The sequence below is a fragment of the Pseudomonas sp. B3(2017) genome, from assembly GCF_002113595.1.
Lineage (GTDB): Bacteria > Pseudomonadota > Gammaproteobacteria > Pseudomonadales > Pseudomonadaceae > Aquipseudomonas > Aquipseudomonas ekonensis.
In genome coordinates this window covers 23451-40562 of record NZ_NEIU01000020.1, presented here as the reverse complement: position 1 = coordinate 40562, position 17112 = coordinate 23451, and the positions used below count along the sequence as shown (strand labels likewise).

Here is a 17112-nt window from a genome sequence, read left to right as displayed (position 1 = left end):
AATCCGGCAAAGCGCCCTTTCCTACCCTGCCGATGCCAGCCCCTGATAGGAATAGGCAACCCTTAAAGACGAACCGGCATAGGTCGACCCGGCCTGATTCCCTACCATGGGCTCCACGCCAACACACCGGAGCCCACCATGCCAGCCACCAAAACCCTCTTCATCACCGGCGCCAGCAGCGGCTTCGGCCAGGCCCTGGCCAAGGAAGCGCTCGCCGCCGGCCACCGTGTCATCGGCACCGTGCGCCGCGAGGCGGACTTGCAGGCCTTCGAGGCCCTGTCGCCGGGCAATGCCCATGGCGTGATCCTGGATGTCACCGACTTCGACCGGATCGACGCCGCCGTCGCCGAAACCGAGGCCGCTTTCGGCCCGGTCGATGTGCTGGTCAACAACGCCGGCTACGGCCACGAAGGCGTCTTCGAGGAGTCGCCGCTGGAGGAGATGCGCCGTCAGTTCGACGTCAACGTGTTCGGCGCCGTGGCCGTGACCAAGGCGTTCCTGCCCTACTTCCGCCAACGCCGCGCCGGGCACATCCTCAACGTCACCTCCATGGGCGGCACGATCACGATGCCGGGCATCGCCTATTACTGCGCCAGCAAGTTTGCGCTCGAAGGCATCTCCGATACCCTGAGCCAGGAACTGCGCCCGTTCGGCATCTTCGTCACCGCCGTGGCGCCCGGTTCATTCCGCACGGACTGGGCCGGCCGTTCGATGCAGCGCACCCCGCGCAGCATCGCCGACTACGACGCCAGCTTCGACCCGATCCGCAAGGCCCGCGAGGACAAGAGCGGCAAGCAGCTCGGCGACCCGCAGAAGGCCGCACAAGCGATGTTGCAGGTCATCGCCGACCCGACGCCGCCGGCCCACCTGCTGCTGGGCAGCGATGCCCTGAACCTGGTGCGCGACAAGCTCAAGCGCACCGCCGACGAGATCGACCGATGGGAAGCCCTGACCCGCTCCACCGACCATTGAACCCACAGCGGGAGGTGCGCCCATGAACCCGCACGCTGCAGACACCCGGCGCATGGTGCGGCTCATGGAGAAGCTGGCCCCGGTGGAGGGCTACAACCTCAGCGCGTTGGATGACGTGCGCTTCCTGCGCTCGAACCGGCCGCTGACCCGCACGCCGGTGCTGTACGACCCCGGCATCGTGATCCTGTGCCAGGGGCGCAAGCGCGGGTATCTGGGCGACGAGGTGTATGTCTACGACGCCAGCCACTATCTGGTCGTGTCCGTGCCGGTGCCCTTCACCATGGAGACCGACGCCAGCGAAGAGGAACCGATGCTGGCGGTCTACATGCGCCTGGACCTGCGCCTGGCCAGCGAGCTGATCCAGCAGGTGGACGAGGTGCATGGCCCGAGCCAGGCGCCACCCAAAGGCATGTACGCCTCACCGATGGACGACTCGCTGCGTGCCTCGACGCTGCGTTTCCTGGAGGCCATGAGCGTCCCGGGCGAGGCGCAGATCCTGGGGCCGTCGCTGATGCGGGAGATCTATTACCGCATCCTCACCGGTGCCCAAGGCGGCTCGATGCGGGCGGCGCTTGATCGGCAAGGGCATTTCGGCAAGGTGACCCGTGCGATCCGCATGATCCATACCTGCTACCCGCAGCATCTGGACGTCGAGCAGCTCGCCCGGGAAGCGAGCATGAGCGTGCCCAACTTCCACCTGCACTTTCGCAACGTCACGGACGCCTCGCCCATGCAGTACCTCAAGTCCACGCGCCTGCATCAGGCACGGCTGCTGATGCTGCGCCACACCATGACCGCGTCGGCGGCAGCGTTCGCCGTCGGCTACGAAAGCGCCTCGCAGTTCAGCCGCGAGTTCAAGCGCTTCTTCGGCAGGACGCCGCTGGCCGAGATCGAATGGATGAAAGCGACGTATGCGCTGCCGGCACCCGCATCGCCGTCGATCTATGTGTCGTCGCATTAGCGACCGGATCCGCGAAATGCCTGCCTGCGCGCGCAACGGACTTGCAACCTCGCCGGATTCTCATCAAGGTGGAGCGTCCGGCAATCAGGCAGTTTCGCGATGACCTCTTCCACCCACGACCCGACCGCCAACGACTGGATCAACATCCGTCGCGACCGGGACACCGGCATCGAAAGCGTGCATGCGCACTTTCAGGGCCACGCCTACGAGCCCCACGATCATGACGAGATGCTGGTGGGCGTCACCCAGCAAGGCGTGCAGCGTTTCAGTTGCCACCGTTCGCTGCACACCAGCACGCCGGGACGTTCGATCCTCATCGAGCCGGGCGCGGTGCATGACGGCCATGCGCCGGAGCCGGAAGGCTTCACCTACGCGATGCTGTACCTGCCGCAGACGTGGGTCGCGGGCATGACCGACCGCCTCGGATTGGGCGATGCGTCGGCGCTGGAGGCGGCGTTCCGCAGCACCCTGGCGGACGACTCGCAGCTCAGCGCCTCGATCCAGCAAGCGTTCCTCGCCATCCACAACGAGGAAGGCCGGCTGGCCCGGGACCAAAGCCTGGATCACCTGATCGGCATGCTGGCCCGGCACATCTACCGGCCGACGCCTTCCGGCAAGGCCGACGCCGACTTCGAAATGCAGCGGGCCCGGGAATACCTGCACGCCCATCTGTCCGACGACATTGGCCTGGATGACTTGGCGATGCATTCGGGGATCGACCGTTTCCGCCTCACCCGCCAGTTCAAGCGCGCCTTCGGCCAGACGCCCCACGCCTACCTGGTGCGGCTGCGCCTGCGGGCCGCGCGCATTCTCTTGGCCAGCGGACAGGCGCCGGTGGACGTGGCCGCCGCCGTGGGCTTCGCTGACCAAAGCCATTTGGGGCTGTGGTTCCGCCGCGCCTACCGGCTCACCCCGGCCGGCTATCAGCGACAGTGCACAAACCTTACAGACCGGGAAACCGCCCGCCTTCCATGATGCAGGCTCCAGACTGACGGAGCCTTCCACTCATGTTCGATACCAAAATCGCCTTCATCGTGCGCAACGACCTGGCCACCTGGCAGCGGATGAACGTCGTGGCGTTTCTCGCCACCGGCATCGCCTCGGCTGCCCCCGACATCATGGGCGAGCCCTACATCGACGCCAACGGCCACCGCTACGGCAACATGGCCGGCCAGCCGATGCTGGTGTTCGAAGGGGATCTGGCCGGCCTGCAAAAGGCCCACCGGATCGGCCTTGAGCGCGAACTCACCCTGCTCCCCTACGTGTTCCCGATGTTCTCCACCGGTTTCGACGAAGCCAACCGCGAGGTGTTCCGGGCACAGGATCCGGACAACCTGGACTTGGTCGGGATCGTCCTGCGCGGCTCGAAAAAGGCCGTGGACAAGGCAACCAAAGGCCTGTCGCTGCACGCGTGAGCCTTTCCCTTCCCACCTTTCAAGCGGTGTTCGACGATGTTCGATTCTTTTGTTGCGGCGGGCCGACGCTCCGCCTCCTTCAACCCCTGCCGACAGGGTGCACACCGATGAGCGCCTCGACCCTGCTCGGTTTCTGGGCCTTTGCCCTGGTGTTCGTGATCGTGCCCGGCGCCGACTGGGCCTATGCGATTTCCGCCGGGGTGCGCGGCCAAGGCGTCATTCCCGCCGTACTCGGCCTCCTGACCGGCTACACCGTGCTGACCGTGGTGGTGGCCGCCGGCCTGGGCGTGCTGGTGGCAGCCAACCCCAGCCTGCTGATGGGCCTGTCCATCGCCGGCGCCCTGTACCTGTGCTGGCTGGGGGTCGGCATGCTGCGCAGCCCGCCGGCGTCGATCAAGGCGGACGACGCGACCGGCGCACTGCGCGGGATGGACTGGTACGTCAAAGGCACGTTGGTCAGCGGCCTCAATCCCAAAGGCCTGCTGTTCTTCGTCGCGTTCCTGCCGCCGTGGACGTCCGCCCAGGCCAGTTGGGGCATCCCCGCGCAGTTGCTGGCCCTGGGCCTGGTCTACACCGCCAGTTGCTCGGTCATCTACACGCTGGTGGGGTTGGGCGCGGAACGCACGCTGCGGACGCGGCCCGATGCGGCGCGGCTGATCGGCCGGGTGTCCGGGGTGATCATGCTGGTGCTGGCCGCTTCGCTGCTGTACCGGGAGCTGCCGATGGGCTGATCGCGATCCTTGTGCGACCTGTCCGGCCGACCGCTGGTCAGGCCCGCCCGCTGAGCCCGTCGGGCGGGCCGCTTTTTTGCCCACCGGTGTTGGCAGCCGTCCGTTCCGGATCTATACCAGCCAATGAGCGAGGGCCCTTGCAATTTGTGCGATGACCCTCCATCTGGGGGTGGTTGCTTGCTCGTCGAGCTTCTAAGATCGAGCAACCGGTATCCCATGAACATTGTTTCGAGGAGAACACCATGGCACGCACGACCCCCATCAACCGCTACCGCAACCTGGGCATCGTCGCCCACGTTGACGCGGGCAAGACCACCACCACAGAGCGGATCCTGTTCTACACGGGTCTGAGCCACAAGATGGGTGAGGTGCACGACGGTGCCGCCACCACCGACTGGATGGTGCAGGAACAGGAACGCGGCATCACCATCACGTCCGCCGCCGTGACCACGTTCTGGAAAGGTTCGCGCGGCCAGTACGACAACTACCGCGTCAACATCATCGACACCCCCGGCCACGTGGACTTCACCATCGAAGTGGAGCGTTCGCTGCGGGTACTCGACGGCGCGGTCGTGGTGTTCTGCGGCACCTCCGGCGTCGAGCCGCAATCCGAGACCGTGTGGCGCCAGGCCAACAAGTACCACGTGCCCCGTGTGGTCTACGTGAACAAGATGGATCGCGCCGGCGCGGACTTCCTGCGCGTCGTCGCCCAGATCAAGAACCGCCTGGGCCACACCCCGGTGCCGGTGCAGCTGGCGATCGGTGCGGAAGAGAACTTCCAGGGCCAGATCGACCTGATCAAGATGAAGGCCATCTACTGGAACGATGACGACAAGGGCACCACCTACCGCGAGGAAGAGATTCCGGCCGACCTGCTGGCGCTGGCCAACGAGTGGCGCAACAACATGGTCGAGGCCGCCGCCGAAGCCAACGAAGAGCTGATGAACAAGTACCTGGACGAAGGCGACCTGTCCCCCGAAGAGATCAAGGCCGGCCTGCGCGCCCGTACCCTGGCCAGCGAAATCGTGCCGGCGGTCTGCGGCTCGTCGTTCAAGAACAAGGGCGTTCCGCTGGTGCTCGACGCGGTGATCGACTATTTGCCGGCGCCCATCGAGATTCCGTCGATCAAGGGCCATCACCCGGACAGCACCGACGACAACGAGATCATCGACGAACGCCACGCGGACGACGACGAGCCGTTCTCGGCGCTGGCGTTCAAGATCGCCACCGACCCGTTCGTGGGCACGCTGACGTTCGTGCGCGTCTACTCGGGCTTCTTGAGTTCGGGCGACTCGGTGATCAACTCGGTCAAGGGCAAGAAAGAACGCGTGGGCCGGATGGTGCAGATGCACGCCAACCAGCGCGACGAGATCAAGGAAGTGCGCGCCGGCGACATCGCCGCGCTGATCGGCATGAAGGACGTCACCACCGGGGACACCCTGTGCGACATCGACAAGCCGATCATCCTGGAGCGCATGGACTTCCCTGAGCCGGTGATTTCCGTGGCCGTGGAGCCCAAGACCAAGCAGGACCAGGAAAAGATGGGCATCGCCCTGGGCAAGCTGGCCCAGGAAGACCCGTCCTTCCGCGTCAAGACCGACGAAGAGACCGGCCAGACGATCATCTCCGGCATGGGCGAGCTGCACCTGGACATCCTCGTCGACCGCATGAAGCGCGAGTTCAACGTCGAGGCCAACATCGGCAAGCCGCAGGTGTCGTACCGCGAGAAAATCACCAAGAACAACGTCGAGATCGAAGGCAAGTTCGTCCGCCAATCCGGCGGCCGCGGTCAGTTCGGTCACTGCTGGATCCGCTTCTCGCAGCCGGACGTGGACGAGAAAGGCAACATCACCGAAGGCCTGGCGTTCACCAACGAGGTGGTCGGCGGCGTGGTGCCGAAGGAGTACATCCCGGCGATCCAGAAAGGCATCGAGGAGCAGATGAAGAACGGCGTCGTTGCCGGCTATCCGCTGATCGGCCTGAAGGCCACCGTGTTCGACGGCTCCTACCACGACGTCGACTCCAACGAGATGGCGTTCAAGGTCGCGGCCTCCATGGCCACCAAGCAACTGGCCCAGAAAGGCGGCGGCGTGGTGCTGGAGCCGATCATGAAGGTGGAGGTGGTCACCCCCGAGGACTACATGGGTGACGTGATGGGCGACCTCAACCGCCGCCGCGGCCTGATCCAGGGCATGGAAGACTCGGTGTCCGGCAAGATCATCCGCGCCGAGGTGCCGCTGGGCGAGATGTTCGGCTATGCGACGGACGTGCGCTCGATGTCCCAGGGGCGTGCGAGCTACTCGATGGAGTTCTCCAAGTACGCCGAAGCGCCGCCGAACATCGTCGAAACGCTGGTGAAGAAACAAGGCGGAGCCTGATGTGACCGAAGCCGGAGCCTCCTGAAAGGGAGCTCCGGCTTTTTCATGCCCGGCCTTCTCTCATGGCTCGGCGAACGCCTGCTCGATGAACGCCTCCAGTTCCCTCTCCTCCAGCAGCTCAATCGAAAACTGCCCGAAGCGTTTCGGCAGCCAAAGGATCCGCGTCCCGCTCGGCGACTGGAGGTTGTCGCGGGTCAGCGGCCGGCCGTTCTCGTCTTCCGGCTGCACGCCGCTGGCCACCAGTTCGTCGTAGGCCGCCTCGATGTCCGGCGTGGAATAGCAATGGCGGTAGATCGTGCCTTCGCCCTTGGCGTCCATCAGGTCCTTGAGGTTGCCGGCGAACGGCTGCACCAGCATCAGGCGTTCACTGCCGAACCGCACGACCGCATAACGCACGTGCAGGCCGCCGCGCTGCCAGTCGAGGGTCTTGGAGATGCGGGCGTTGAAGACCTTGGCGTAATAGCGGCAGGCTTCGTCGAGGTCGGCGACGAGCACATCGATGTGGCTGAACGTAAGGTCCAAGGGCTGCTCCCTGCGCAGTGGCGTGAAGCTGACGTTGTACACAATCCCGGCGCACGGATCCACGGTCCGGCGCAACAGCCACTATGCTCACAGAACCCCACCCCGCATGGACGCCGTCAGCCTCTTGCTCCAGGAGCCGGCCGTCCATGAACACCGCCACTCTGCTGACCCTGTTCGCCGTCACGCTCGCGCTGGCCGCCGGCTGCTCCGACAAGAAGGCCAACATTCGCTACGCCGCCGCCCAGACCGGCTCCAACTGCTACGCCAAGGCCCTGCCCACACTGGGCGAAGGCGGTCTGGCCTGGGGCGACACCTTGAGTGCGGCCCGGCAGAAATCCATGGCCAACTGCATGCGCTACGCCGGCCGCTCCGGCGGCACGCCGGACACCTGCCAAGTGGTGCTGGCCGGGTGCAAGGACTGAACGCCCGCGCCATCTGACCGAAAAAGCAAAATCCCCATGTGTTTCCTTCGTTGTTAAGGGCGTCGCACTGTTCCCTGCCCGTTCGTCTTGCCTGGAGTTGCCCCGATGCCCTCGCCCAAATCCCTGCCCACCGCTTTGCTGGGCCTGGCCCTCGTCTGTCCGGCCATGGCCGACGCCGAGGGGCTGGAACTGGGCCAGGTGGTGATCGGCGCCGAAGACCGCAGCGGCGAGGACCAATCGGTGGAGGACGCCAAGGCCCGGCTGGCCGAGGTGCCCGGCGGCACCAACGTCATCGATGCGCGGCGCCCGTTGCAGGGCCGGGTGGCCAGCAACCAGGACGTGCTGGCCTACCAGCCGGGGATCTACGCCCAGTCTTCGGGCAACGAAGGGGTCAAGGTGTCGATCCGCGGCTCCGGCATCAACCGCGCACCGGGGGCCCATGCCTCGGGGCTGTACGCGATGCTCGACGGCCTGCCGCTGACCGGCCCCGGCGGCACGCCCTATGAGTTGCTGGAACCGCTGTGGCTCGATCATGTGGAAGTGCTGCGCGGCGCCAACGGGTTCGACCGGGGCGCCCTGGCGCTGGGCGGCGCCATCGATTACGTCAGCCACACCGGCTACGACTCGCCGCTGCTGCAGGTGCGCTACGCCATGGGCAGCCATGGCTACATCCAGCGCCAGGTCAGCTCCGGGCAGGTGCTGGGTAACCTCGATTACTACATGGCGGTGACCGGCGCGCAGTCCGACGGCTACCAGGACCACACCGCCAGCAAGAGCCAGGGTGTCATCGCCAACGTCGGCTACCGGTTCAACCCGAACCTGGAAACCCGCTTCTACCTGCGCCACCGCGAGACCGACAACGACCTCGCCGGACGGGTGACCAAGCATTCCATCGAACACGACCCGCGCGCCGCCAACCCGGCCTACGTGACCCGCAACGACAGCCGCGACGAACCCGGCAGCACGTTCTTCGGCAACAAGACCACGTGGTACATCGACGACGATTCGAGCCTGCAGACCGGCCTGGCCTACCACGACTACCCGATGGACCTGCGCGAAGGCCCCAACCGCCTGAAGGTGGCGTACACCGACGTCAGCGGCACCCTGGACTACAAGCGCCGCGACACCCTCTGGGGCCTGGAAAGCCGCAGCAACGTGGGCCTGCGCGTGACCAAGCACCTGCCCAACGCCGGTGCCACTGAGCTGGTGCGCATCCCCACCGGCAACACCGCCGGCTACGCGCCGGGCACCCACATCCGCGACTTCACCTACCAAGGCTCGGACACCGTGCTGCACGCCGGCAACGACCTGGAGATCGCCGACGACCTGTGGCTGACCACGGGCCTGGCCGCCATCTACACCCGCCGCGAAAGCGCCGTGACCTACCCCGACGGCGGCGGCAAGACCAGCCTCGGCGACTGGGACTACGCCCCGCGCATCGGCCTGCGCTACCAGCTGACGCCGGACCTGCAACTGTTCGGCAACCTCAGCCGCTCGGTCGAGGCACCGCACCCGTGGTCGCTGATCTACAGCTCCAACGTGCGTTTCCCCGCCGGCAGCGGCGTGGCCACCGGCGCCCAGCGCGACCCGATCAAGCTGCAGAACCAGACCGCCACCACCCTGGAACTGGGCGGCCGGGGCGACGCCGCCATCGGCCAGTGGAGCCTGGCCTGGTACTACGCCCAGGTGCGTCATGAATTGCTGTCGGTGCTCCCGGACGCCAACGCCACCACCCCGTACGAACTCAACGCCAGCCCCACCGTGCACCAAGGGGTGGAAGCCGGCCTGCTGAGCGACCTGTGGACCGCCACCGACGGTGGCCGCTTGAGCCTGCGCCAGAGCTACACCTTCAGCGACTTCCACTACCGCGACGACGACCGCTTCGGCGACAACCGCCTGCCGGGCCTGCCGATGCACTTCTACCAGGGCGAACTGCGCTACGACTGGCCCCAGGGCTTCTTCGCCGGCGTCAACACCCAGTGGGCCTCGAAGGTCGCCGTGGACTACGCCAACAGCTATTACGCCGACCCGTACGCGATCTTCGGCGCCACCGTGGGCTACAACGCGCCCAAGGGCGACTGGCAGACCTGGCTGGATCTGCGCAACCTGACCGACAAGCGCTACGCCGCCACCGTCACGCCGGGTTACGACGACAAGGGGCTGGACGTGGCGCGCTCCACGCCGGGCGAAGGGATGGCGATGTACGTCGGGGTGTCGTGGAGCCTGCGCTGAGGTTCGGTGGGGCCCCGCAATGCCTAGGGCTAGCGGCTCGCCGCCGCACAACCCGCGGGCTCGAAGCGCTCCGAGGTGTCCATGCGGACATTGCGCAAGGGCGCCGTGGCGAGGTGGGACGCGTAGAGGCCTTCGGCGCAATAGCCGATCAACAGCGTGCGGCGACGTCCGCCGACAACGTTCAGGCTGCCGGCGTGCACCAGGTCGGCATCGAACAGCAGAATGTCGCCGGCGCTGCCGCACAGCTGCACGGATCGCGACTCGTCGCTGAAGTCGAACGGCGCCTCGCCCGGTTCGGGCCGGTGGCTGCCGGGGACGATCCGGGTCGCACCGTTCTCCTGCCCGTAGTCATCCAGGAAGGCCAGCGCGTTCACCCGATCCCCCGGCCTCTGCGCCGACAGGTCGCGGTGCAGCACTTGGTGGCCGCCGCCGGCCAGCGGCTCGCGCCCCTCCACCTGCGAAATGAAGAACCGCTCGGCGATCAACGCCCCCGCCGCCGCCAGCACCGACGGCAAGCGGCACACGGCCAGAACCGTCGGATCGTCATCGAGCAGCGAATGCCGCCAGTCCCAGCCTCGGGGCACGGGCCATTGGTCCGAGGGTTTCACCTGAGCGTCGAAGGTCGCGCGCAGTCCATCCAGCCATTGGGCGGGGATCGCCCGACGGAGCAGCACATAACCGTTTTGGTGGAGTTGCTCGCGGTCGGTCATGGCGTGCTCGAATCCTTTCGCTCAATGGGTTCAATGAACCAGAGTAGCTGCGCCATCCCTCACGTCGAGCGCCAGCCTATGCCAGCAGTTCGGTAATCCAGCGCGCCTGCCGCTCGATTTCCCCGGTCTTCTCTTCGGGCACCGACTGGCGGGCCCGGGCGAAGTGGCTCAGGGTCTGCTGACGGCGGCGCAGCGTGCGCTGCCATTTGTCGAGGAAGGCCGGGCTGCGGGCCTGCATCTGCAACGGGCCGAAGTACAGTTCCCGGTCGCTGTAGGCCGGCGCCTCGCCGCGTTCGGCGACGATGATCTCGTAGTCGAAGCGGTTTTCCCGCAGCACTTCTTCGTGAAGGATCCGGTAGCCGTTTTCCATCAGCCACAGGCGCAACGGCTCTTCGCCGCCGTTGGGCTGCAGGATCAGGCGCTCCCGGCCGTTCAGGCGCGCCTTGCCGCTGTCGAGGATGTCGCGGATCGTCTCCCCGCCCATGCCGCACAGGCTGACTGCGGTGATGCCGTCGTCCGGCTCGATGGCCTCCAGGCCGTTGGCCAGGCGCACGGTGATGGATTCGTCCAGGCCGTTGTCGCGCACCGTGCGTTCGGCGGCATGGAACGGCGTGCGCGCCACTTCGCCGGCCACCGCCGCCGCAATCGCGCCACGGCGCATCAGCGCCACCGGCAGGTAGCCGTGGTCCGAGCCGATGTCAGCCAAGCGTGCGCCCTGCGGCACTTGGGCGGCGACGCGCTCAAGGCGCATGGACAATGTCTGTTCGTTCAACGGCGGTTCCTGTTCACCAGCGGAATCGGCCCGGCGGCCGGATCGGGACGCGATTGTGTCGGGCCGCGTCGCACATTTCAAATCCCGGCGACGGAACCGTGCCCGGGCTGGGCTACACTCGCCAGCGTCAGGACTTTTCCAAGGAGCGTGCCCGATGTCGATCAACAAGACCCTGCTGGCCATCGTCGCCGGCCTCACCTTTGCGGCCACCGCCCCGGCCCTGTTGGCCGATCCGGGCAACGGCAAGGGCAATGGCAAGGGCCACGACAAGGGCGCCCAGCACGGAAACCAGGCCCACGGCGGATACGGCCAACCCACCGTCGACATCGGCGGCGTGCGGGTGATTCTCAACGACAACCGCGGCTACTGGAGCCCCGGCCCGTCGCTGCCGCCGGGCATCCAGAAAAACCTGGCCCGGGGCAAGCCGCTGCCGCCGGGCATCGCCAAGAAACTCGACAGCCGCTTAAGCGGCCGCCTGCCCCACTACGAAGGCTATGAATGGCAACAGGCAGGCACCGACCTGCTGCTGGTGACGATTGCCACGGGGCTGATCTACGAGGTGCTGCACGACGTGCTGGACTGAGCGCCGTCCACAAAAAGGCTTATGGCTGCGGATCGGCCATCGCATTTGCAATGCCTGTGCTCCCCTTCGAGCACATGACAACGCATTCGCGATGGCCCTTTTCATTGAACCCCCGCGCTTTTTCTGCACAATGGCAGGCATTCGAAACACCACCCGAGACCCCTGATGTCCCTGACTCCTCACGACGAACGACTCATCAAGGCGCTGGCACTGGCCATCGTCGATCGCCCGCGGGCGACGCTCAAGGAGCTGGCCGAGGCCGCTGGCGTCAGCAAGGCCACCCTGCACCGCTTCTGCGGCACCCGCGACAACCTGGTGCTGATCATGGAAAACCACGGCGAGACAGTGCTCAACCAGATCGTCGGCACCACGGACCTGGTGCACGGCGAGCCCCTGGCGGCGCTGCGCAGCCTGATCAACGAACACCTGGCCCATCGCGAGATGCTGGCGTTCCTGCTGTTCCAGTACCGCCCCGATACCCTCAACGGCGGCGACGAGCGCTGGCAGCCCTACGCTGACGCGCTGGATGCGTTTTTCCTGCGCGGCCAGCAACTGGGCGCGTTCCGCATCGACGTCACGGCGGCGGTGTTCACCGAACTGTTCCTGACCATGATCTTCGGCATGGTCGACGCCGAACGACGCGGGCGCGCCGCCAGCGCCAACTCGGCCCATGTGATGGAACTGATGTTCCTGCAAGGCGCCGCCGCCACCCCCCGCCCGGAATAACCCGCCCGCCGCCGACGCCGCGCATAAAAAAGCCCCGCGACCCAAAGGGTGCGGGGCGAGCGGGTCGAAGCTTCCAACCCAAGGAGCACGCAACGTGCGTTTACCGGTTGGCGAGCTTCTCGCCCGGCCAGCCGCCGCCCAACGAGCGGAACAGGTCCACCAGCGCGATCTGGCGCTGGGTGCCGACTTCGATCAGCGCCGATTCATCGACGAAACTGCTGCGCTGGGCATCGAGGTAGCGTAAATGACTGTCGATCCCGCCTTCGTAGCGGGCCTTGGCCAGGGTGAGGGTCTCGCGGCTGGTGTCGGCCAGCGCACGTTGGGCCTGTTCCTCGCGGCGCAGGGTGTCGGTGGCCGACAAGGCGTCCGCCACCTCACGGAACGCCGTCTGGATCGTGCCTTCGTACGCGGCCACCGCCGAATCCTTGCGCGCCTCCGCCAGGCTCAGCCCGGCGCGGTTGCGGCCGCCGTCGAACAGCGGCAGCGACAGGGTCGGCACGAAGCTCCAACTGCGCGACCCGCCGTCGAACAGGCCGGACATCTGCGCGCTCGACGTGCCGAAGCTGCCGGTCAGGGTGATGCGCGGGAAGAACGCCGCCCGCGCCGCTCCGATATCGGCGTTGCGTGCCTGCAAGCGGTGCTCGGCGGCCAGGATGTCCGGACGGCGCTCGATCAGCGACGACGGCGTGCCCGGCGCGATGTCCTGCACCAGCATCGGCGAGGCCTGTGCGGCCTTCGGGATCGACTTCGCCGCATCCGGCGTGCCGAGCAGCAGCACCAGGGCGTTGAACGCCTGCTGCTTTTGGCGCAGGTTGCGTTCCTGTTCGGCGCGGGTCTGCTCCACCAGCCCCAGCGCTTCCTGGTAGTCCAGGGCGCTGGCGGTGCCGACCGAACGGCGCTGGCTGATCAGGGCGAAGGAATATTCGCGGCTGATCAGGGTCTGCTGGGTCAACGTCAGACGGCGTTGGGCGCCGTCGTGCACCAGGTACGCCTGGCTGACCTCGGCGATCAGGGCGATCCGCGCGGCGCGGGCCGCCTCCTCCGTGGCCAGGAATTCCTGGAGCGCGGAGTCGCTGAGGCTCTTGACCCGGCCGAACAGATCCAGCTCGTACTCCGGCAGCGCCAGGCCGACCTGATACTGGCTGGCGACTTCGGAGCGGCCGCTGTTGGACAGGTCCGCCGGCTGCCGCTGGCGGTTGCCCGAGGCGCCGGCGTTGAGGCCCGGCACCCGGTCGGCGCGCTGGATGCGGTACTGCGCGCGGGCCTGTTCGATGTCCAGCAGGGTCTGGCGCAGCGAGCGGTTGTTGTCCAGGGCCGTGGTGATCAGGCCCCGCAGCTGCGGGTCGACGATGAACGTCTGCCAGGACAGTTCATTGATGGCCGTGCCGGCCTGGGCCGACTGGCCGCGCCAGTGGTCGGCCACCGGCGCGTCGGGCCGCTCGTAGGTCGGCGCCATGGAGCAGCCGCCCAGGGCCAGGGCGATCAACAGCGAGGAAATGGCTGAAAGACGCATGGGATCACTCCTGGGCCAAGGCCGGTTTTTCGGAAGGCTCGGACGGTTCGATCGGAGCCGGTTTGCGGCGCAGCACTGTCAGCACCCAGACAAAGCAGATCGGCACGAACAGCACGCCCAGCAGCGTGGCGCTGAGCATCCCGCCGATGACGCCAGTGCCGATGGCGCGCTGGCTCATGGCGCCTGCGCCGGTGGCCAGGGCCAGCGGCACCACGCCGAGGATGAACGCCATCGAGGTCATCACGATCGGTCGGAAACGCAGGCGCGCGGCTTCCAGCGCGGCGTCGCGCAGGCTGTAGCCCTTCTCCCACAGTTCCTTGGCGAACTCGACGATCAGGATCGCGTTCTTCGCCGCCAGGCCGATGATGGTGATCAGGCCCACCTTGAAGTACACGTCGTTGGGCATGCCGGTGACCATCACCGCCAGCACCGCACCGATGGCGCCGATGGGCACGATCAGCATCACCGTCAACGGGATCGCCCAGCTTTCGTACAGCGCCACCAGCAGCAGGAACACCACCAGGATCGCCAGGGCGAACAGTTGCGTCGCCTGGCCGCTGGACACCTTCTCCTGGTACGACAGGCCGGTCCACTCGTAGCTGAAGCCCGCCGGCAACTGCGCAGCCAGGCGTTCCATCTCGGCCATGGCCTCGCCGGTGCTGGAACCCGGCGCGGCGTCGCCGACGATGCGGATCGACGGATAACCGTTGTAGCGCACCAGTTGCACCGGGCCTTCTTCCCAGTGAGTGGTGACGAACGCGCTGAGCGGCACCAGATTGCCCGCGCTGTTGTGCACGTACAGCTTGAGCACGCTTTCCGGGGTCATCCGGTCGCCCTGCTCGGCCTGCACCACCACCCGCTGCTGACGGCCGGCGTTGGTGAAGTCGTTGATCACCTCGGAACCGAACGCCGCCGACAAGGCGCCGCTGACCGATTCGAAGCTCACGCCCAGGGTGCGCGCCTTGTCGCGGTCGATCACCACGCGCAGCTGCGGCGACTCGGCCAGGCCTTCCATCATCGCGTAGAGGATTTTCGGGTTGCCGTTGGCCTGGCCCAGCAATTGATCGCGCGCGGCAATCAGGGCCTCACGGCCGAGGCCGGCGCGGTCCTGCAGACGCAAGGCGAAACCGCCGGAGTTGCCCAGACCGTCAATCGGTGGCGGCGGCACCGCCATCACTGCGCCGTCGCGGGGCACGGCGAACTGCCCGTTCAAGGCGTTGATTTCCGCCAGGGCCGATTGCTCTTCGTTGCGCAGCGACCAGTCCTTGAAGGTCGGGAACACCAGCGCCGCGTTGTCGCCCATGCCGGAGAAGCTGAAGCCCGACACCAGGAACGTCGAAGCCACGGCCTCGCGAGTGGCGAGGTAGCGCTCAAGCTCCGCACCAGCCGCGTCGGTACGGGTGCGGGTGGCGCCCGGCGGCAGTTGGATGTCGACGATCATGTAGCCCTGGTCTTCCACCGGCACGAAGGACTCCGGCAGGCGCACATAGAAGTAGCCGAGCATGGCGATGATGCCGACGTACACCAGCATCATGCGGCCGGCACGCATCACCAGAGCGTTGTTGAGCAGCGAATAGCGCTCGGTGAGCCGGGCGAAGCCACGGTTGAACGCGCCGAAGAAACCGCGCTTCTCATGGTGCCCATGGGGGATCGGCTTGAGCAGCGTGGCGCACAGCGCCGGGGTGAAGGTCAGCGCCAGGAAGCCCGAGAACAGGATCGACACCGCCAGCGACACCGAGAACTGCTGGTAGATCACGCCGACCGAGCCGGACATGAACGCCAGCGGCATGAACACCGCCGACAGCACCAGGGTGATGCCGACGATGGCGCCCGACACCTGCCCCATCGCCTTGATCGTGGCGTCCACCGGCGACAGCCCTTCCTCGGCCATGAGCCGCTCGACGTTCTCCACCACCACGATGGCGTCGTCCACCAGGATGCCGATGGCCAGCACCATGCCGAACATGGTCATCATGTTCACCGAGAAGCCGAGCAGGTACATCATCAGCAGCGTACCGGCCAGGCACACCGGCACCACGATCGACGGGATCAGGGTGTAGCGCACGTTCTGCAGGAACAGGTACATCACCAGGAACACCAGCACCATCGCTTCGATCAGGGTGTGGATCACCTTCTCGATGGCGACGTCGACGAACCGCGAGGTGTCGTAAGGGACGGAGTATTCCACGTCAGCCGGGAAGTACTGCGACAGCTCTGCCAGACGTTCTTTCACCGACGCGGCGGTCTGCAGCGCGTTGGCGCCCGGCGACAGCTGGATCGCCGCCGCCACCGCCGGCCGGCCGTTGAGGCGCGAGGAGAAGTTGTAGCTTTCCTGGCCGATCTCCACCCGCGCGACATCCGCGAGCTTGACGGTCGAGCCGTCTTCGTTGGCGCGCAGGACGATCTGGCCGAACTCCTGCGGGTTGTCCAGCGTGCCTTTCACCGCCAGGGTGGCGGTCAGCTCCTGCTGGCTGCTGCCCGGCACGCTGCCGAAACTGCCCGCCGGCACCTGCACGTTCTGCCCGCTGATGGCGGCGCTCACGTCGTCGATGGACAGGCCGTAGCCCACCAGTTTCTGTGGGTCGATCCAGACCCGCATGGCCGCTTCGGAGGAGAAGAACTGCAGCTTGCCGACGCCCGGCACACGGCGCAGTTCGTTGTTGATGTTGCGCGCGGCGAAGTCGCCCAACGCGGTCGCGTCGGCGTGCTGCGCGCCTTCTTTGTAGTAGAGCGCGTAGATCAGCAGGAAACCGGCGCTGGTCTGCTCCACCTCAAGGCCTTGAGTCAGCACGGCCGGCGGCATGCGCGCCTCGGCCTTCTTCAGGCGGTTCTGCACGTCCACCTGGGCCAGCTGCGGGTCGGTGCCCGGCTGGAACGTCACCACGATCTCGGCGATGCCGTTGGAGTTGTTGGTGGACTCGAAGTACAGCAGGTTGCGGGCGCCGTTGAGCGACTCCTCGATCACGCTGGTGACCGAGTCCACCAGCACTTTGGCGGAGGCGCCGGGATAGGTCGCCGTCACCTTGATCTGCGGCGGCGCGACGTTGGGGTACTGCGCCACCGGCAGCATCGGGATGACCAGCAACCCGGCCAGAGAGATGAACAACGCCACCACCCAGGCGAAGTTCGGGCGTTTGATGAAAAATCGGGACATCGGAAAATCCTCGCGGCCACC

General features: G+C 66.6%; 15 protein-coding genes. 10 read left to right on the top strand and 5 right to left on the bottom strand.

The genetic code is table 11. From position 1 onward, the window contains the following. Nucleotides 1-138: 138 nt before the first annotated feature. From CAG33_RS23685 to fusA, 6 genes are all read left to right on the top strand, one after another. Nucleotides 139-972: an oxidoreductase gene (locus CAG33_RS23685; RefSeq protein ID WP_085583757.1), complete on the top strand. Its 834-nt coding sequence runs from the start codon at nucleotides 139-141 to the stop codon at nucleotides 970-972. Between the two features lie 22 nt (nucleotides 973-994). Continuing rightward, the gene (locus tag CAG33_RS23680) at nucleotides 995-1933 is read left to right on the top strand and encodes an AraC family transcriptional regulator (protein ID WP_085640751.1); all 939 of its coding nucleotides are present in this window, start codon (nucleotides 995-997) and stop codon (nucleotides 1931-1933) included. A 99-nt stretch (nucleotides 1934-2032) separates the two neighbouring features. Then, complete coding sequence (locus CAG33_RS23675) at nucleotides 2033-2908, top strand: AraC family transcriptional regulator (protein WP_085583761.1); 876 nt, start codon at nucleotides 2033-2035, stop codon at nucleotides 2906-2908. A gap of 32 nt (nucleotides 2909-2940) precedes the next feature. Then, entirely contained in the window at nucleotides 2941-3348 is a 408-nt protein-coding gene (locus CAG33_RS23670; protein WP_085633448.1) for a DUF2000 family protein, read from the top strand. A gap of 107 nt (nucleotides 3349-3455) precedes the next feature. Further along, entirely contained in the window at nucleotides 3456-4079 is a 624-nt protein-coding gene (locus CAG33_RS23665; protein ID WP_085633446.1) for a LysE family translocator, read from the top strand. Between the two features lie 242 nt (nucleotides 4080-4321). Beyond that, nucleotides 4322-6457: an elongation factor G gene (fusA, locus tag CAG33_RS23660; protein ID WP_085583767.1), complete on the top strand. Its 2136-nt coding sequence runs from the start codon at nucleotides 4322-4324 to the stop codon at nucleotides 6455-6457. A 60-nt stretch (nucleotides 6458-6517) separates the two neighbouring features. Here fusA and CAG33_RS23655 read toward each other — a convergent pair whose 3' ends face one another. Continuing rightward, nucleotides 6518-6979, bottom strand: a complete 462-nt coding sequence (locus tag CAG33_RS23655; protein ID WP_085583769.1) for a VOC family protein — start codon at nucleotides 6977-6979, stop codon at nucleotides 6518-6520. Nucleotides 6980-7125: 146 nt separating this feature from the next. Here CAG33_RS23655 and CAG33_RS23650 point away from each other — a divergent pair, with 146 nt between their 5' ends. Beyond that, complete coding sequence (locus CAG33_RS23650) at nucleotides 7126-7401, top strand: hypothetical protein (protein WP_085583772.1); 276 nt, start codon at nucleotides 7126-7128, stop codon at nucleotides 7399-7401. Between the two features lie 105 nt (nucleotides 7402-7506). Next, a complete protein-coding gene (locus CAG33_RS23645) occupies nucleotides 7507-9633 on the top strand; it encodes a TonB-dependent receptor domain-containing protein (protein ID WP_085633442.1) in 2127 nt (708 codons plus the stop codon). Between the two features lie 29 nt (nucleotides 9634-9662). On the opposite strand, the gene CAG33_RS23640 is transcribed toward CAG33_RS23645, so the two are convergent. Both CAG33_RS23640 and CAG33_RS23635 read right to left on the bottom strand, forming a co-directional pair. Next, entirely contained in the window at nucleotides 9663-10343 is a 681-nt protein-coding gene (locus CAG33_RS23640; RefSeq protein WP_085640749.1) for a phytanoyl-CoA dioxygenase family protein, read from the bottom strand. A gap of 76 nt (nucleotides 10344-10419) precedes the next feature. Then, the gene (locus tag CAG33_RS23635) at nucleotides 10420-11115 is read right to left on the bottom strand and encodes a tRNA (adenine(22)-N(1))-methyltransferase TrmK (protein WP_256575745.1); all 696 of its coding nucleotides are present in this window, start codon (nucleotides 11113-11115) and stop codon (nucleotides 10420-10422) included. A 154-nt stretch (nucleotides 11116-11269) separates the two neighbouring features. Here CAG33_RS23635 and CAG33_RS23630 point away from each other — a divergent pair, with 154 nt between their 5' ends. Then, complete coding sequence (locus tag CAG33_RS23630) at nucleotides 11270-11698, top strand: anti-virulence regulator CigR family protein (protein WP_085640747.1); 429 nt, start codon at nucleotides 11270-11272, stop codon at nucleotides 11696-11698. Between the two features lie 165 nt (nucleotides 11699-11863). Further along, nucleotides 11864-12424, top strand: a complete 561-nt coding sequence (locus CAG33_RS23625; RefSeq protein ID WP_085583781.1) for a TetR/AcrR family transcriptional regulator — start codon at nucleotides 11864-11866, stop codon at nucleotides 12422-12424. Between the two features lie 100 nt (nucleotides 12425-12524). Here the strand turns inward: CAG33_RS23625 and CAG33_RS23620 are convergent, their stop codons facing one another. After that, complete coding sequence (locus CAG33_RS23620; protein ID WP_085640745.1) at nucleotides 12525-13937, bottom strand: efflux transporter outer membrane subunit; 1413 nt, start codon at nucleotides 13935-13937, stop codon at nucleotides 12525-12527. A gap of 4 nt (nucleotides 13938-13941) precedes the next feature. Further along, nucleotides 13942-17091 carry an efflux RND transporter permease subunit gene (locus CAG33_RS23615; protein ID WP_085583785.1) on the bottom strand — a complete coding sequence of 1050 codons (3150 nt, stop codon included), beginning with the start codon at nucleotides 17089-17091 and terminating at the stop codon, nucleotides 13942-13944. Nucleotides 17092-17112 lie beyond the last annotated feature (21 nt).

What these genes read in the sequence shown, in the direction of transcription:
- CAG33_RS23625 (WP_085583781.1), top strand. Translation starts at nt 11,864, where the DNA reads ATGTCCCTGACTCCTCACGACGAACGACTCATCAAGGCGCTGGCACTG.
- CAG33_RS23630 (WP_085640747.1), top strand. Translation starts at nt 11,270, where the DNA reads ATGTCGATCAACAAGACCCTGCTGGCCATCGTCGCCGGCCTCACCTTT.
- CAG33_RS23680 (WP_085640751.1), top strand. Translation starts at nt 995, where the DNA reads ATGAACCCGCACGCTGCAGACACCCGGCGCATGGTGCGGCTCATGGAG.
- CAG33_RS23685 (WP_085583757.1), top strand. Translation starts at nt 139, where the DNA reads ATGCCAGCCACCAAAACCCTCTTCATCACCGGCGCCAGCAGCGGCTTC.
- CAG33_RS23670 (WP_085633448.1), top strand. Translation starts at nt 2,941, where the DNA reads ATGTTCGATACCAAAATCGCCTTCATCGTGCGCAACGACCTGGCCACC.
- CAG33_RS23640 (WP_085640749.1), bottom strand. Translation starts at nt 10,343, where the DNA reads ATGACCGACCGCGAGCAACTCCACCAAAACGGTTATGTGCTGCTCCGT.
- CAG33_RS23615 (WP_085583785.1), bottom strand. Translation starts at nt 17,091, where the DNA reads ATGTCCCGATTTTTCATCAAACGCCCGAACTTCGCCTGGGTGGTGGCG.
- CAG33_RS23620 (WP_085640745.1), bottom strand. Translation starts at nt 13,937, where the DNA reads ATGCGTCTTTCAGCCATTTCCTCGCTGTTGATCGCCCTGGCCCTGGGC.
- CAG33_RS23650 (WP_085583772.1), top strand. Translation starts at nt 7,126, where the DNA reads ATGAACACCGCCACTCTGCTGACCCTGTTCGCCGTCACGCTCGCGCTG.
- CAG33_RS23665 (WP_085633446.1), top strand. Translation starts at nt 3,456, where the DNA reads ATGAGCGCCTCGACCCTGCTCGGTTTCTGGGCCTTTGCCCTGGTGTTC.
- CAG33_RS23645 (WP_085633442.1), top strand. Translation starts at nt 7,507, where the DNA reads ATGCCCTCGCCCAAATCCCTGCCCACCGCTTTGCTGGGCCTGGCCCTC.
- CAG33_RS23675 (WP_085583761.1), top strand. Translation starts at nt 2,033, where the DNA reads ATGACCTCTTCCACCCACGACCCGACCGCCAACGACTGGATCAACATC.
- fusA (WP_085583767.1), top strand. Translation starts at nt 4,322, where the DNA reads ATGGCACGCACGACCCCCATCAACCGCTACCGCAACCTGGGCATCGTC.